The 14,496-nt window shown below is 73.0% G+C and carries 13 protein-coding genes; 7 read left to right on the forward strand and 6 right to left on the reverse strand.

All coding sequences use genetic code 11. The features are described from left to right. Nucleotides 1-191: 191 nt before the first annotated feature. On the reverse strand, nt 192-1,781 hold the full coding sequence (gene mdlC, locus ABZ719_RS27155; protein WP_366727786.1) for a benzoylformate decarboxylase: 1,590 nt from the start codon (nt 1,779-1,781) through the stop codon (nt 192-194). 326 nt (nt 1,782-2,107) lie between these two features. Here mdlC and ctaD point away from each other — a divergent pair, with 326 nt between their 5' ends. Both ctaD and ABZ719_RS27165 read left to right on the forward strand, forming a co-directional pair. Then, entirely contained in the window at nt 2,108-3,787 is a 1,680-nt protein-coding gene (ctaD, locus tag ABZ719_RS27160) for a cytochrome c oxidase subunit I (protein WP_366727787.1), read from the forward strand. Further along, nucleotides 3,784-4,152: a hypothetical protein gene (locus ABZ719_RS27165; protein ID WP_051812366.1), complete on the forward strand. Its 369-nt coding sequence runs from the start codon at nt 3,784-3,786 to the stop codon at nt 4,150-4,152. The genes ctaD and ABZ719_RS27165 overlap by 4 nt, the downstream gene beginning before the upstream one ends. Before the next feature lie 174 nt (nt 4,153-4,326). Here the strand turns inward: ABZ719_RS27165 and ABZ719_RS27170 are convergent, their stop codons facing one another. After that, on the reverse strand, nt 4,327-5,010 hold the full coding sequence (locus ABZ719_RS27170; protein WP_366727788.1) for a hypothetical protein: 684 nt from the start codon (nt 5,008-5,010) through the stop codon (nt 4,327-4,329). A gap of 37 nt (nt 5,011-5,047) precedes the next feature. On the opposite strand from ABZ719_RS27170, the gene ABZ719_RS27175 reads away from it, so the two are divergent. The 5 genes from ABZ719_RS27175 to ABZ719_RS27195 are packed head-to-tail and all read left to right on the forward strand — an operon-like array spanning nt 5,048 to nt 9,870. Next, complete coding sequence (locus ABZ719_RS27175) at nt 5,048-5,269, forward strand: hypothetical protein (protein ID WP_366727789.1); 222 nt, start codon at nt 5,048-5,050, stop codon at nt 5,267-5,269. Then, nucleotides 5,266-5,355, forward strand: coding sequence for a K(+)-transporting ATPase subunit F (kdpF, locus tag ABZ719_RS27180; RefSeq protein WP_037817630.1), 90 nt, complete (start codon nt 5,266-5,268; stop codon nt 5,353-5,355). The genes ABZ719_RS27175 and kdpF overlap by 4 nt, the downstream gene beginning before the upstream one ends. A gap of 8 nt (nt 5,356-5,363) precedes the next feature. Further along, on the forward strand, nt 5,364-7,064 hold the full coding sequence (gene kdpA, locus ABZ719_RS27185) for a potassium-transporting ATPase subunit KdpA (RefSeq protein WP_366727790.1): 1,701 nt from the start codon (nt 5,364-5,366) through the stop codon (nt 7,062-7,064). A gap of 32 nt (nt 7,065-7,096) precedes the next feature. Beyond that, the gene (gene kdpB, locus ABZ719_RS27190) at nt 7,097-9,196 is read left to right on the forward strand and encodes a potassium-transporting ATPase subunit KdpB (protein WP_366727818.1); all 2,100 of its coding nucleotides are present in this window, start codon (nt 7,097-7,099) and stop codon (nt 9,194-9,196) included. 5 nt (nt 9,197-9,201) lie between these two features. Then, nucleotides 9,202-9,870: a potassium-transporting ATPase subunit C gene (locus ABZ719_RS27195; protein WP_366727791.1), complete on the forward strand. Its 669-nt coding sequence runs from the start codon at nt 9,202-9,204 to the stop codon at nt 9,868-9,870. Between the two features lie 139 nt (nt 9,871-10,009). Here the strand turns inward: ABZ719_RS27195 and ABZ719_RS27200 are convergent, their stop codons facing one another. From ABZ719_RS27200 to ABZ719_RS27215, 4 genes are read right to left on the reverse strand one after another with little or no spacing between them, the layout of a single operon-like run. Continuing rightward, on the reverse strand, nt 10,010-10,636 hold the full coding sequence (locus ABZ719_RS27200; RefSeq protein WP_366727792.1) for an ATP/GTP-binding protein: 627 nt from the start codon (nt 10,634-10,636) through the stop codon (nt 10,010-10,012). Then, complete coding sequence (locus ABZ719_RS27205; RefSeq protein WP_366727793.1) at nt 10,617-10,991, reverse strand: DUF742 domain-containing protein; 375 nt, start codon at nt 10,989-10,991, stop codon at nt 10,617-10,619. Before ABZ719_RS27205 ends, ABZ719_RS27200 begins: the two co-directional genes overlap by 20 nt. Further along, the gene (locus tag ABZ719_RS27210) at nt 10,984-11,415 is read right to left on the reverse strand and encodes a roadblock/LC7 domain-containing protein (RefSeq protein WP_037852441.1); all 432 of its coding nucleotides are present in this window, start codon (nt 11,413-11,415) and stop codon (nt 10,984-10,986) included. The genes ABZ719_RS27205 and ABZ719_RS27210 overlap by 8 nt, the downstream gene beginning before the upstream one ends. A gap of 12 nt (nt 11,416-11,427) precedes the next feature. Next, on the reverse strand, nt 11,428-14,370 hold the full coding sequence (locus ABZ719_RS27215) for a nitrate- and nitrite sensing domain-containing protein (protein WP_366727794.1): 2,943 nt from the start codon (nt 14,368-14,370) through the stop codon (nt 11,428-11,430). Between the last annotated feature and the right edge of the window lie 126 nt (nt 14,371-14,496).

Here is a 14,496-nt window from a genome sequence, read left to right on the forward strand (position 1 = left end):
CAGGGCGGTCCCCGAGATCCCCGAGACCCTCGTACGGCGCCCGCCCCCGTGCACGGCAGGGTGAGCGCCGCGGCACGGCCGGCACAGTGACCGCACCGAAGCAGCGGACGCCGTCGGGTGGGGTCGCGGCCGTGGCCCCGGGCTGTGGTGCCGACCGGGATTTCAGCCGGGTCCCGGCCGGGACGGTCCGGTCAGGAAGGGGCCGTGAGCACCGTGTCCACCTGGATCAGCCGTGGCCCGTCCGGGCGTTCGGCGAGGGCGGCCCGCAGCTCCTCGGGACCCTCGACGTGCCGGGCCGGGACGCCGTAGCCCTCCGCGATCCGGGTGAAGTCCATGCCGGGCAGGTCCAGGCCCGGTGCGTCGGGCACCCCGAGCAGTCCGCTGAACCAGCGCAGCGCACCGTACGTCCCGTTGCGCAGCAGCACGACGGTCAGCGGTACCCGGTACCGGGCGGCCGTCCACAGGGCGGTGATGCCGTAGTTGGCCGAGCCGTCCCCGACGACGGCCACGACCGGCCGGTCCGGCTGCGCCATCGCGACCCCGACGGCGCCGGGCAGCCCGAAACCGAGCCCGCCGGCGGCCGGGAAGTAGTAGGAGCCGGGCCGCCGCAGGTCCATCTGGCGCCACCAGGAAGCGCTCGTCGATGTCGACTCGACGACGTACGCGGTGTCCTCAGGCAGTGCGTCGCGCAATGCCGCGAAGACCTGCTCGGGGTGCAGGCGCCGCCCGTCACCGGGAGCCGGCGCGGGGACGGACCGGTACGCGCCGCCGGGGTCGTGCGGGGCGGCGGGGGAGGGGAGCCGCTCGGTCAGCAGCCTGATGACCGCGCCCGGATCGGCGACCAGCGCCTCTCCCACGGGGGCCCGGGCGGCAGCGGCGGCGTCCTCGGTCACCTGGACGAGCCGTGTGCCCCGCGGCAGGTACCGGCCGGGCAGGTGCTCGTGGTAGCGGAAGACCGGAGCCCCCAGCACCAGCACCAGGTCGTGCCCCTCCAACGCCTCGCACACCGGTGCGATTCCGGCGGGGAGCACTCCGCAAAAGAGCGGGTGCCGGTTCGGGAAGGGCAGCCGGAACAGCGAGGGCGCCGCCCACACCGGCCCGCCCAGACGTTCGGCCAGCCGCACCGCGTCGTCGAAGAGAGCGTCCGCGTCGATGTCGCCGCCCAGCACCAGCGCCGGCCGGCGCGCCGAGGCGACCTGCCGGGCCAGCCGGCGGGCCTGCTCCCCGCTCGGCACGGCCGCCCGCTCGACCCGCCGGTCCAGCACCTCCAGCGCGTTGTCGTCGGCGTCGGCCGCCCAGTCGTCGTACGGCACGGACAGATACGCCGGCCGGCGCCGCAGCCGCGCCTCGAAGACGGCCTGGGCGAGCGCACGCGGCACGTCCCCGGCGCACGCCGGCTCCGCCGCCCAGCCGACCAGCGGCTTCATCAGGGCTGCGGCGTCGGTGTTGGCCAGGTTCGCCTCCGGGCCGACGGCGGGACGCACCTGCTGGCCGGCCACGAGGACCAGCGGCGTGCGCGCGGCGACCGCGTTGGTCAGCGCGCCCATCGCGTTGCCGGAGCCGGCGGCCGCGTGCAGGCTGACCAGCGCCGGCCGCCCGGTGGCCTGCGCGTAGCCGTCCGCCATGCCGACCACCGCACCCTCGTGCAGCCCGAGGACGTAACGGAAACCGGCCCCCAGACCGGCGAGGAACGGCAGCTCGTTGGAGCCGGGGTTGCCGAAGACGGTGGTGAGGCCCTGACGCTCCAGGAAGGCGTGGGCGACGTGACGTACGCAGGACACCGGATGTTCCTCTCGGACGGGGCGCACCGCACACCGGGCGGCGCTCCGGCACGGCACCGGCACATGTGCCGCACCCTCGGCACGGAGTTCACCGCATCCGCACCGCGCGTGTCCCGCTCTTCGGCGAGCGCCGCACGCAACGGCCGCCGCCGACGCCCCGACGGAGTAGGCCGACCGGGTGCAATCGCGCCGGGCGTTGGGCCGTCCCGGCGACGGCGGAGAGCACTTCGCCCCCTCCCGGACGCAAGGATGGGGAAACGAGCCCTGCGGGCAGTCCCGCGGAACTCACGCATCCGTGTCTTGAGAGAAAGCGTGTTACGGGCCGCATGACAGACGTTCAGCACATCACACCGGAAACCGCCGGTCCCCGTCGTCGCGTGCGACCCGGAGCCGTGGTGGTGAAATGGGTCACGACGACCGATCACAAGACGATCGGATCGCTCTACCTGATCACCTCGTTCGCGTTCTTCCTGCTCGGCGGCATCCTGGCGCTGGTGATGCGCGCCGAGCTGGCCCGCCCGGGCCTGCAGATCGTCTCCACCGAGCAGTTCAACCAGGCCTTCACGATGCACGGCACGGTCATGCTGCTGATGTTCGCGACTCCGCTCTTCTCCGGCTTCACGAACTGGATCATGCCGCTGCAGATCGGCGCTCCCGACGTGGCCTTCCCCCGGCTGAACATGCTGGCCTACTGGCTGTACCTGTTCGGCTCGCTGATCGCGGTGGGCGGGTTCCTCACCCCGGACGGCGCCGCAGACTTCGGCTGGTTCGCCTACTCGCCGCTGAACGACGCCCATCACTCGCCCAACATCGGGGGCGACCTCTGGATCATGGGCCTGGCCCTGTCGGGCTTCGGGACGATCCTCGGCGCGGTCAACTTCATCACCACCATCGTCACCATGCGCGCGCCAGGCATGACCATGTTCCGCATGCCGATCTTCACCTGGAACGTGATGCTCACCAGCGTCCTGGTGCTGTTCGCCTTTCCGGTCCTGGCGGCCGCGCTGCTGGTGCTGGAAGCGGACCGGAAGTTCGGTGCCCATGTGTTCGAGCCGGCCAACGGCGGGGCGATCCTGTGGCAGCACCTGTTCTGGTTCTTCGGTCATCCCGAGGTGTACATCATCGCCCTGCCGTTCTTCGGCATCGTCACCGAGATCATCCCGGTCTTCGCCCGCAAGCCCATCTTCGGCTACATGGGCCTGGTCGGGGCGACGATCTCGATCGCGGGTCTCTCGGTGACGGTGTGGGCGCACCACATGTTCCCCACCGGCGCCGTGCTTCTGCCCTTCTTCTCCTTCATGAGCTTCCTGATCGCGGTGCCCACCGGGGTGAAGTTCTTCAACTGGATCGGCACCATGTGGAAGGGCTCGCTGTCCTTCGAGACACCCATGCTGTGGGCCACCGGCTTCCTGGTGACCTTCCTCTTCGGGGGTCTGACCGGTGTCCTGCTGGCCTCCCCGCCCCTGGACTTCCACGTCACCGACAGCTACTTCGTGGTGGCCCACTTCCACTACGTCGTCTTCGGCACGGTCGTCTTCGCGATGTTCGCCGGCTTCCACTTCTGGTGGCCGAAGTGGACCGGCAAGATGCTCGACGAGCGGCTGGGCAAGATGACCTTCTGGATGCTGTTCGTCGGCTTCCACACCACGTTCCTGGTGCAGCACTGGCTGGGCGCGGAGGGCATGCCCCGCCGCTACGCCGACTACCTGGCGGCCGACGGCTTCACCGGGCTGAACATGGTCTCCACCATCGGCTCCTTCCTGCTGGGCCTGTCGATGCTGCCCTTCCTCTACAACATCTGGAAGACGGCCAAGTACGGCAAGCCGGTGGGCACCGAGGACCCGTGGGGCTACGGCCGCTCGCTGGAGTGGGCGACCTCCTGCCCGCCGCCACGGCACAATTTCGTCACCCTGCCCATGATCCGCAGCGAGTCCCCGGCGTTCGACCTGAACCATCCGGAGGTGTCGCTGGCGGACCGGCAGGAGAACCTGGGTCTGCCGGCATGACGGACGCGGCCGGGCGCACGGGCGGGGAGCCGCTCAGCCCCGCCCACCTGGTCAACCAGGTCGAGGGCTACCTGCTGTGGCAGGCCCGCGTCGCCGAGGCCGAGGAGCGGGCCCGGGCCTTCACCGAGCCGTTGCAGTGGCTGACCACCGCGCAGCGGGAGGAGATCGAGGAGCACTACGTCCGTGACTGTCTCGCCCGGGCGCGGGCGGACCTGCAACGCGTCGCGGACCGCTGCCGGGCGCTGCGCGGCGAGTACGAGGCACGCTACCGGCGGCTGCGCGCCCGCTGCCTCGCGTTCTCGATCGCCGGGCTCACGGTGGTCGCGGCCGCCGTGCTCCTGGCGGTGGCCGCCACCCAGAGCTGACGGCGCCGCGGGCCGTCGCCGAGCCCTGACCGCGCCGGGCGGGCCACCCGGAGCCTGACCGCGCCCCGGGCCGTCGCCGGCAGTCGACGACGCCCCGGGGCCTTGCCGGGAGCCGTCGCCCACAGCCGACCGTGCCGTCGAGGTCCCCGCCCGACCGTCCCCGCCCGCCCGTGCTCACAACTGGCCGCGGACGCCGGGTTCCCGCGGCGGACCGGCCCGCCCGCCGCCGTCCCCGTCGTCCTCCATGACACGCCGTGCCTCGCCGCGGCGCCGGACCGGCAGGACCGTACGGCGGTGCAGATCCTCCAGCAGGAAGGCGGTGCCCGCGTACAGGGCGAGTACCGCCAGCAGCAAGGCCGCCGCGGCATCGGCGAGTTCGACGAGCCGCACGGCGCCGAGCTGGTAGGACGCCGCGAGCGAGGCGCGCAGCGCCGACACGCTGAGGACCACGCCGAGCAGTGTCTTGCCCAGGAAGCCGGCCACTGCCAGCGGGACGAGCATCAGGGCGAACGCGCTCAGGAACATGCCGGCCGCGACGCTCCTGTCCTGCTGCGGCGCGGCGACGTGCAGCACACCCAGCGCCGCCCATGAGGTGGCGAACAGCCCGAGTGCCGCCGCCGCGGCGGTGTCCCGGCTCAGGAAGGCGATCACCGCGGCGAGGAACTCCAGCGGGAAGACGAAGACCGCGAGCAGGAGGCCCGCCGGACGCACCTGGTCACCACTGACCAGACCCAGCGAGATCCCGGCGAGCAGCACCATGCCGACGCCGAAGGCGAAGAACCCGAGCGGCAGAGGGTTGCCGTACGGCCTGACGGTGACGGTGGCGGTCCGGGAAGGACCCGCCTCGGAGCCGGTCACGCACGCCGCGTACCCGCGGGCCCGAGGGGGAAACGCCGTGGCGGCGACGGCGTCAGAGCTGCGTCAAGGGCGAGGTGAGCGCCGTAAGAGAGGCGTCAACGGGGGGCCGGACCGGGCCGAAGAGGGGTTTTCCTCTAGTCGTCCGAAGCATCCGCACCCATTCCAGGAGCCCGCGATGGCCGATCTGGCCTTCGTCGTCACCACCCTCGCCCTCTTCGCGCTGGTGGCCCTCGTCGCCAAGGGGGTGACGAAGCTGTGACCGCCGAGAACGTCGTCGGTCTGGTCGTGGCCGTCGCCCTGCTGGGCTACCTCGTCCTCGCCCTGCTCTTCCCGGAGAGGTTCTGAGCCCCGCCATGAGTCCCGTACTTGCCGGTGTGCTGCAACTGCTCGCCCTGGTGGCCGCACTGGCACTCGCCTACGTTCCCCTCGGCTCCTACATGGCCCGGGTCTACTCCTGCGACCGGCACTGGCGCGTCGAGCGGTGGATCTACCGGGGGATCGGCGCCGACCCGGACGCGGGGATGCGCTGGCCGGCGTATCTGCGCGGTGTCCTCGCCTTCTCCGCCGCCGGTGTCCTCTTCCTGTACCTGCTCCAGCGGATCCAGGGGGTGCTGCCGCTCTCGCTCGGCTTCCGGTCCGTCGACCCGGCCCAGGCGTTCGACACGGCCGCGTCCTTCGTCACCAACACCAACTGGCAGTCCTACGCCGGCGAGCAGACGATGGGGCACGTCGTGCAGACCGCGGGTCTGGCCGTGCAGAACTTCGTCTCCGCCGCGGTGGGCATCGCGGTGGCCCTCGCCCTGGTGCGCGGGTTCACCCTCCCCCGAGCTCTCGGCTCCGCTCGAGCAGGGGGGACCCCCACCCGCACCGGTGAGCTGGGCAACTTCTGGGCCGACCTGGTGCGCGGCACCGTCCGCATCCTCGTGCCCCTCGCCGCGGTCGCCGCCGTCGTCCTGGTGGCGTGCGGCGCGATCCAGAACTTCTCCGGCATCCACGAGGTGGGCCAGTTCATGGGCGGCTCGCAGCAGTGGAACGGCGGAGCGGTCGCCTCCCAGGAGGCCATCAAGGAGCTGGGCACCAACGGCGGCGGCTACTTCAACGCCAACAGCGCCCACCCCTTCGAGAACCCGACGCCGTTCACCAACCTGTTCGAGATCTTCCTGATCCTGGTCGTCCCGTTCGCGCTGACCCGCACCTTCGGACTGATGGTCGGCTCGGTGCGCCAGGGCCACGCCCTCCTGGCGGCCATGGCCACGATCTGGCTCGGCTTCACGGCCCTGATGATGTGGACCGAGTTCGCCCACCACGAGGGCGCCCTGCACCTGGCGGGCGGCGCCCTGGAGGGCAAGGAGACCCGGTTCGGTGTCGGCGCCTCCTCGATCTTCGCGGTGGCCACGACGCTCACCTCGACCGGCGCGGTGGACTCCTTCCACTCCTCCTTCACCGGACTCGGCGGCGGCGTCACCCTGCTCGGCATGATGCTCGGCGAGATCGCGCCCGGCGGCACCGGATCCGGCCTGTACGGCATGCTGATCATGGCCGTCATCGCAGTGTTCATCGCCGGGCTCATGGTCGGCCGCACCCCCGAGTACCTGGGCCGCAAGATCGGCTCCCGGCAGATCAAGCTCGCCGCCTGCTACATCCTGGTCACCCCGGCGCTCGTCCTGGTCCTCACCGCCCTGTCGACGGCACTGCCCACCCCGCCGCACTCCGCGCTCAACCCCGGCCCGCACGGCTTCTCCGAGATCCTCTACGCCTACACGTCCGCCGCGAACAACAACGGCTCGGCCTTCGCCGGTCTGAACGCGAACACGGACTGGTTCAACACGACCACCGGCATCGCCATGCTGCTCGGCCGCTTCCTGCCGATGGTGTTTGTCCTGGCGCTGGCCGGATCGCTGGCCGGGCAGCGGCCGGTGCCGGCCGGCGCGGGCACCCTGCGCACCGAGAAGCCCCTGTTCGCCGGGCTGCTGGTGGGCGCCGTGCTGATCATCACCGGTCTGACCTACTTCCCGGCGCTCGCGCTGGGCCCGCTCGCCGAAGGGCTGGCGTGATGACCATCCGTACCGAGAGCCACGAGGACTCCATGTCCGCAGTCACCCCCACCCGGACGCCGCACCGCGACGCCCCCACCGGGCGCCCGCAGGCCACCGGCCGCGTCGGCGCCGGCCTGTTCGACCCCGCGCAGCTGCTCAAGTCGCTGCCGGACGCCCTGCGTAAACTCGACCCGCGGATCCAGGCCAGGTCGCCGGTCATGTTCGTGGTCTGGATCGGTTCGGTGCTGACCACCGTCTGCTCCTGCGCCGACCCCGGTGACTGGTTCGGCTGGACGATCAGTGGCTGGCTGTGGCTGACCGTCGTCTTCGCCAACCTCGCCGAGGCCGTCGCCGAGGGCCGGGGCAAGGCCCAGGCCGACACCCTGCGCCAGGCCAAGACCGGCACGGTGGCCCGCCGGCTGGCCGCCGGGGGAGAGGAGCGGGTGCCCGGAACCGACCTGCGCGTCGGTGACCTGGTGGTCTGCGAGGCCGGGGACGTCGTCCCCGGGGACGGCGACGTCGTCGAGGGGGTGGCGAGCGTCGACGAGTCGGCGATCACCGGCGAGTCCGCACCGGTCATCCGGGAGTCCGGCGGCGACCGGTCCGCGGTGACCGGCGGGACCAAGGTCCTCTCGGACCGCATCGTCGTCCGGATCACCACCCGGCCGGGTGAGACCTTCATCGACCGGATGATCAGCCTGGTCGAGGGCGCGGCCCGGCAGAAGACGCCCAACGAGATCGCGCTCAACATCCTGCTCGCGTCCCTGACCATCGTCTTCCTGCTGGCCTGCGCCACCCTGCCGGCGTTCGCCGCGCACGCCGGCGCCCACCTGACGCTGGTGGTCCTGGTGGCGCTCCTGGTCTGCCTCATCCCGACGACGATCGGCGCCCTGCTGTCCGCCATCGGCATCGCGGGCATGGACCGGCTGGTGCAGCGCAACGTGCTCGCCCTGTCCGGCCGCGCGGTCGAGGCCGCCGGGGACGTCTCCACGCTGCTGCTCGACAAGACCGGCACGATCACCCTCGGCAACCGGCAGGCCTGCGCCCTGGTGCCGGTGCGCGGCACCACCGCGGCCGAACTCGCCGACGCCGCCCAGCTCTCCTCGCTGGCCGACGAGACCCCCGAGGGCCGCTCGGTGGTCGTGCTGGCGAAGGAGGAGTACGGGCTCAGGGAACGCCACCAGGGGGAACTGGCCTCGGCCGAGTGGATCGCGTTCACCGCCCAGACCCGGATGTCCGGCGTCGACGTCGACGGCCGGCGGATCCGCAAGGGAGCGGCCGCCTCGGTCGCCGCCTGGGTCGAGGAGCGCGGCGGCACGGTCGCCCAGGACGCCGCCGCTCTCGTGGACGGCATCTCGGAAGCCGGCGGCACCCCGCTGCTGGTCGCCGTCGAGGACGCGCGCGGCGCCCGCGTGCTCGGCGTCGTCCACCTCAAGGACGTCGTCAAGGACGGCATGCGGGAACGGTTCGGCGAACTGCGCCGCATGGGCATCAGGACCGTCATGATCACCGGTGACAACCCGCTGACGGCCAAGGCGATCGCCGAGGAGGCCGGGGTGGACGACTTCCTCGCCGAGGCCACCCCCGAGGACAAGATGGCCCTCATCAAACGCGAGCAGGCGGGCGGCAAGCTGGTCGCGATGACCGGCGACGGCACCAACGACGCACCGGCGCTGGCCCAGGCGGACGTCGGCGTGGCGATGAACACCGGCACGTCGGCCGCCAAGGAGGCCGGCAACATGGTCGACCTCGACTCCGACCCCACCAAGCTGATCGAGATCGTCGAGATCGGCAAACAGCTGCTGATCACCCGGGGCGCGCTCACCACGTTCTCCATCGCCAACGACGTGGCGAAGTACTTCGCGATCATCCCGGCGCTGTTCGCCGCGGTCCATCCCGGCCTCGGCAAGCTCGACATCATGCATCTGGCCTCGCCGAGCTCGGCGATCCTGTCCGCCGTGGTCTTCAACGCGCTGATCATCGTGGCACTGGTGCCGCTCGCCCTCAAGGGCGTGCGCTACCGGCCCATGGGCGCGGACCGGATGCTCCGCCGCAACCTCGCCGTCTACGGCATCGGCGGCCTGATCGCCCCCTTCGCCGGCATCAAGCTGATCGACCTGCTCCTGTCCCTCATACCCGGAATCGGCTGACCGCCATGAACAACTCCTTCACGAACACCGCCCGGTTGCTCGCAGCGGGCCTGCGCGCCCTGCTCGTGCTGACCCTGGTGACCGGCGTCCTCTACCCGCTCGCCGTCACCGGCGTCGCGCAGGGCCTGTTCCCCGGCAAGGCCAACGGCTCCGAGGTCAGGGCGGACGGCAGGGTCGTCGGCTCCGCGCTCATCGGCCAGTCCTACGGCCTCCCCCTGAAGAAGGGGCAGCGGACCCCGCGGGCCGACCTGAAGTGGTTCCAGGGCCGGCCCGCGAACGGGCTGGCTGCCAACAGCGTCAACACCCGGTACTCGCTGCTGGTGTCCGGCGCCACCAACCTGGCCGCCGACAACAGGACGCTGATCGAACAGGTCCGGGACGCGCGGGCGGCCGTCGTCAGGGACAACTCGGTGCACGGTCACGCGATCCGGCCCTCCGAGGTCCCCGCCGACGCGGTCACGTCCTCCGGATCGGGCCTGGACCCCGACATCTCCCCGCAGTACGCGCGGCTCCAGGCACGCCGGGTCGCCGTACGCAACGCCCTGCCGCTCGCCCGGGTCGAGCGGCTGGTAGCGGACCACACCGACGGGCGCACCCTGGGCTTCATGGGCGAGCCCCGGGTGAACGTCCTGCGGCTCAACACCGCCCTCGCGGATCTCGTGGCGCACCGCTGAAGCGGCCGCCCCGGCCCGGCGGGGCGGTACCGAGGGGCGGTGCGGGCAGAGGGTGCCCGCGCCGCCCCTCAGCCGGTCAGGCGCGGTGTGCCCCGCGCCGTCCTCAGCCGTCCGGCACAGTGTGTCCCGCGCGCCGCCCTCAGCCGCCGGTCAGGGACCGCTGCGGTCCGTGGCCGGCGCGGGCCTCGGCCGCGGCACGGGCCGCCTCCAGGACACCGAGCAGGACCTGTTTGCCGGAGGCGCGGTCGCGCACGTCGCACAGCACCACCGGGGTGGCCGGGTCCAGGTCCAGCGCCGCCCGCACCTGCTCGGCGGTGCAGTCGCGCCGCCCGTGGAAGCAGTTGATGCCCACGGCGAAGGGGATCCCGCGCTCCTCGAAGAAGTCGATCGAGGCGAACGAGGCCTCCAGCCGCCGCGTGTCGGCGAGGACGACCGCGCCGAGCGCCCCCGTGGCCAGGTCGTCCCACATGAACCAGAACCGGTCCTGGCCGGGCGTGCCGAACAGGTACAGCACCAGTTCCGGACCGATCGTGATGCGGCCGAAGTCCATCGCCACCGTCGTGGACGCCTTGGTCTCCACCCCCGACAGGTCGTCGACGCCGAGACTCGCCTCGGTCATGCGCTCCTCCGTCTCCAGCGGAGGGACCTCGCTCACCGCGGCCACCATGGTGGTCTTGCCCACGCCGAAGCCGCCCGCGATCAGGATCTTCAACGCGGTCGGCATGACCGGGCCGGCCATGACGGGGTCAGAGCTGACGGATACCATCCATCACCCTTTCGATGAGTTCCACGCTCGGCCGGCTCTCGCGCCCCGGCGGCGACTGCACCAGGATCAGCGAGGCGTCGAGCAGATCGCCGCACAGCACCTTCACCACGCTCACCGGCAGGTCCAGCAGCGCGGCGATCTCCGCGAGCGCCAGCGCCCGGTCCCGGCACAGGTCCAGGATGTGGGCCGCCTCCGGCTCCAGGTGGCCGGCGCCCGCCCCCCGCGCGGACCGCGCGACGACCAGCGTGATCAGCGTGAACGCGTGCTGACTGTGCTGGGTACGGCCACCGGTGATGGCGTAGGGCCGTAAGTAGCGTCCGGCCTCCGGCTCGTCGTGCCGGCGCGGTTCAGGCATTCTGAACGGGGCCGCCGGCCGGGGACTGCACGCGCGGCGCGGCCGTCAGGTACTGGCCGACCTGCTTGACGAGCGTGCCCATCTCGTACGCCATCATCCCGACATCCACTTCTTCCGAGGCCAGCGCCGCCAGCCGCGCCCCCTTGCCCGCGGCCGTGACGAAAAGGAACGCCTTGTCCATCTGAATGACCGTCTGCTGCACGCTTCCGCTGTGGAAGTGCCGGGCGGCGCCGCGGGCGAGGCTGTGCACGCCCGAGGCCACCGCCGACAGGTGCTCGGCGTCGTCCCGGAGCATGTCCTTGGACTTGCCGATCAGAAGACCGTCCCCGGAGAGCACGATGGCGCAGCGGATCTCCGGAATCCGGTTCACCAGGCCGTCCAGGAGCCAGTCCAGCTGACGTCCGGTCTGTACCTGCTCAGTCATTGCGTAACGTCCTCACAGTTCATGGGCAGGGGGGCCTGCCGCATCGCTCTGCCGCCCGTGCGCACCGTGCGGCGTGTCGTCGTCCTCGGACATCCAGGCCCGCTTGAGCCCCTGGTGGATGGCGCTCATCGCACGGGCCGACGCGTCCGGCGAGATGACGTCGTCGTCACTCCCGCCCGCGGGTTCGTCCTCGGCGTACGCGGCCTCCCGGCGCAACTGCTGCGCGAGGCTGGCCCCCCGGACGCGCTGCGGCAGGACCGAGGGGGTCGTCAGCGGGCCGGAGGTGTCCGGGGCGCCGTCCGGGGCGGAGGCACCGGCCGCGGGAGCCGCCGGCGTCACGGCCGCCGCGGAGGGGTGGTCCGTGGCGGGCGCGGGCCGCTCCTGGCGGGGTACCGCGCTGCGCCGCAGGGACGCGTCGGCGGCCGGGGACGAGGACGGCGCCGGGGGCGCGTGCCGGTCCTCCGGAACGTACGGGCCGGCCGGCGCGGACGGGGCCTCGGGCGCGTAGGGGGAGGCCGGCGGGTGGGGATCCGGTGGCACGGACCCGGCCGGGGGCGCGGGGAAGGCCGGCGGTGCGGGCGGGGCCGACGGCGCGGAGGGGCCCGGCTGCCCGGCCGGCGGGTGCGCTCCCGCCGGGGCCCGGCCCGGCGTGTGCGAGGGCGGGCCGGGCGGGTACGGGGTCGTCGCGGGGGTGCGGGCGCCGGTGCCGGGGGCGTCCGGAACCGGCCCGAAGGCCGGCGACGGCGCGGGGTGGTCGGACGCGGCGGGGGGCAGCAGACCGGCACCTCCGTACTCGGGAAAGCCGTTGTGGTCGGGCATCGCCGCGTGGACGATCACCTCGTCGGCACCGGCCGGCGGGCCGGCCGCCGCGGTCAGCGCACCCTGCACGGCCCCGGCGGCGGCGTACTGCCCGCCGTCCGTCAGCTGGGGGTCCGCCGGGCTCCCCACGGCCCGGCCCGCGGCGACGGCGGCCGACTGCAACTGGTCGACGACCGGGGAGGAGACGTCCTCCAGCAACGCGGCCGGCAGCATCACCAGGGCGCGTGTGCCGCCGTAGTCGGACTCGCGCAGCACCACCTTGATGCCGTGCCGCTCGGCCAGCCGGGCCACCACGAAGTGCCCGAGACGGGGGTCCTCGCCGAACACCGTCATGTCGACCCGGGGCGGCTGGGCGAGCAGTTCGTTGGCGCGCTCCAGCATCTCCGCGGGCATGCCGAGCCCCTGGTCCTCGACATGCACCGCCAGGCCCTTGGCCACCCGGGCGGTGCTGACCGTGACCTCGGTGTCGGGCGGGGAGAAGCTGGTGCCGTTCTCGATGAGTTCGGCCAGCAGGTGGGTGACGTCGGCGACCGCGCGGCCGGCCAGTGCCACCCGCCGGTCCGCCGGGGTGTTGCGCACCCTGACCCTGGTGTAGTGCTCCGTCTCCGCCACCGCGCCGCGCATCACGTCGGTGATCGCCACCGGCCGTGTCATGCGGCGGCTCGGCGGGGCGCCGCTGAGGATCATCAGGTTCTCCGCGTGCCGCCGCACCCGGGTCGCCAGGTGGTCGACGCGGAAGATGTCCTTGAGCAGGTCGGAGTCCTCGTGCTTGCGCTCCAGGTCGTCCAGCAGCGCGATCAGCCGGTGGATCAGCACCTGGGCCCGCCGGATGAGCTGGCCGACGACCTTGTCCGAGCCCTGCCGGCCCTGGGACTGGCGCAGCACGGAGTCCGCGGCGACCCGCGCCAGCTGGTCGACCGCAGAGGAGAGGCGGCCGATCTCGTCGCCGCTGTGCTGCCGGTGCGGGGTGAGGGCGGCCGGATCGACCCGCTCGCCCTTCTCGAGCCGGGCCAGGAGTTCGGGGAGCCGTACGGCGGCCAGGTGCTCGGTGCCCGACCGCAGACCGGCGAGCTCCTGGGACAGCCGCTCGAACTCGGTGAGCCGGCCGAGCGCGGAGCGCCGGGTGCGCAGTGCCAGCACCGTCGCGGCGGCCACGGCCGCCAGCGTGGCCGCGCTGCCCAGCAGGGTGACCAGCAGCAAGTCCCGCGCCCGGTCGGTGGCATGGGCGGACAGCGCGCCGAGGGAGGTGTCGGTCAGGGCCTGGAACTCGTGGACCACGCCGTCGGCCGCGGCCGGCCAGGCGGTGGCGTCCCGCGGCAGCGCGGTGCCCTGACCGTCGCCGACGGCCTGCTCGGCCGAGGCCACCGTGCGCCACTGGGGCCCGGAGGTGATCCGGTCGTACGTGGCGGCGGTGCCGCCGGGCAGGTCCGCGGCGGCCAGCCCCTCCCGGGCGGCCGTCCGGACCGCGGCGTACCGGCCGAAGCGGGCGCGGTCGGCGGCCGGTATGCGGTGTCCGGGCAGGGCGGCGGTGACCAGGGCGTCCTCGCGGGACAGCAGCTCGGTGATCCGGGCCACCGCCACCGTCGCGGTGCCGGCCCGCTCCGTCCTGGCGTCGTCGCCGCGCACCGCCGCGGTCAGCAGCGCGAGCCCCTGCGAGGCGGCGTCGGTGAAGTACGCGAAGGCGTCGCCGGAGGACAGCTTGCGCGCGTCGATCGCCGCCCGGCGGTCCGCCAGCGACTTCAGCGCGCCGTCGTAGGCCCCGGCCCGGCGCCGGAGCGCGGCGGTGTCCGCGGCGGCGGCGTGCCGCCGGTACTCGGCGAGGGCGGTGTCGGTCCTGGCGCGGGCCGAGTCGAGGTCCGCGCGCGCGGGGTCCGTGCGGCTCGCCTGCCACAGGGCGGTGAGCCGGCGTTCGTCCTGCAGCCGTGCGAGCAGTTGCTGCGCGGGCCGGGCGACGGACGCGACGTGGCCGGCGTCGGTGTGCAGCCCGGCCTGGTCGTCCACCAGACCGGCGGCCGTGTACCCCCACAGCCCGCTGACGCAGACCGCGGGGATGACGAAGGGGAGGACGAACGAGGATCGCAGTGATCTCGGGGTACCGGCGCGGTGACGTGTCCGCCGGTCGCGGGTGCCTGGCATCTGATTCCTCGTACAGCAGCGGTTCAGCGGTGCGGGCAGGGAACGCGACGTCCGACGATCCCCGCCCCCCGCGGCCTGGTGGCCCACCGTGATCGAAGTCGCGCGAGCTGCACCGTATCAGGATCA

The sequence above is a fragment of the Streptomyces sp. NPDC006743 genome, assembly GCF_040703815.1.
Taxonomy (GTDB): domain Bacteria; phylum Actinomycetota; class Actinomycetes; order Streptomycetales; family Streptomycetaceae; genus Streptomyces.

Bases quoted from the DNA above. Each gene is read 5' to 3' on its own strand.
- ABZ719_RS27200 (WP_366727792.1), bottom strand. From the start codon at position 10,636: ATGGTATCCGTCAGCTCTGACCCCGTCATGGCCGGCCCGGTCATGCCG.
- ABZ719_RS27215 (WP_366727794.1), bottom strand. From the start codon at position 14,370: ATGCCAGGCACCCGCGACCGGCGGACACGTCACCGCGCCGGTACCCCG.
- ABZ719_RS27195 (WP_366727791.1), top strand. From the start codon at position 9,202: ATGAACAACTCCTTCACGAACACCGCCCGGTTGCTCGCAGCGGGCCTG.
- ctaD (WP_366727787.1), top strand. From the start codon at position 2,108: ATGACAGACGTTCAGCACATCACACCGGAAACCGCCGGTCCCCGTCGT.
- kdpB (WP_366727818.1), top strand. From the start codon at position 7,097: ATGTCCGCAGTCACCCCCACCCGGACGCCGCACCGCGACGCCCCCACC.
- kdpA (WP_366727790.1), top strand. From the start codon at position 5,364: ATGAGTCCCGTACTTGCCGGTGTGCTGCAACTGCTCGCCCTGGTGGCC.
- ABZ719_RS27205 (WP_366727793.1), bottom strand. From the start codon at position 10,991: ATGCCTGAACCGCGCCGGCACGACGAGCCGGAGGCCGGACGCTACTTA.
- ABZ719_RS27165 (WP_051812366.1), top strand. From the start codon at position 3,784: ATGACGGACGCGGCCGGGCGCACGGGCGGGGAGCCGCTCAGCCCCGCC.
- ABZ719_RS27210 (WP_037852441.1), bottom strand. From the start codon at position 11,415: ATGACTGAGCAGGTACAGACCGGACGTCAGCTGGACTGGCTCCTGGAC.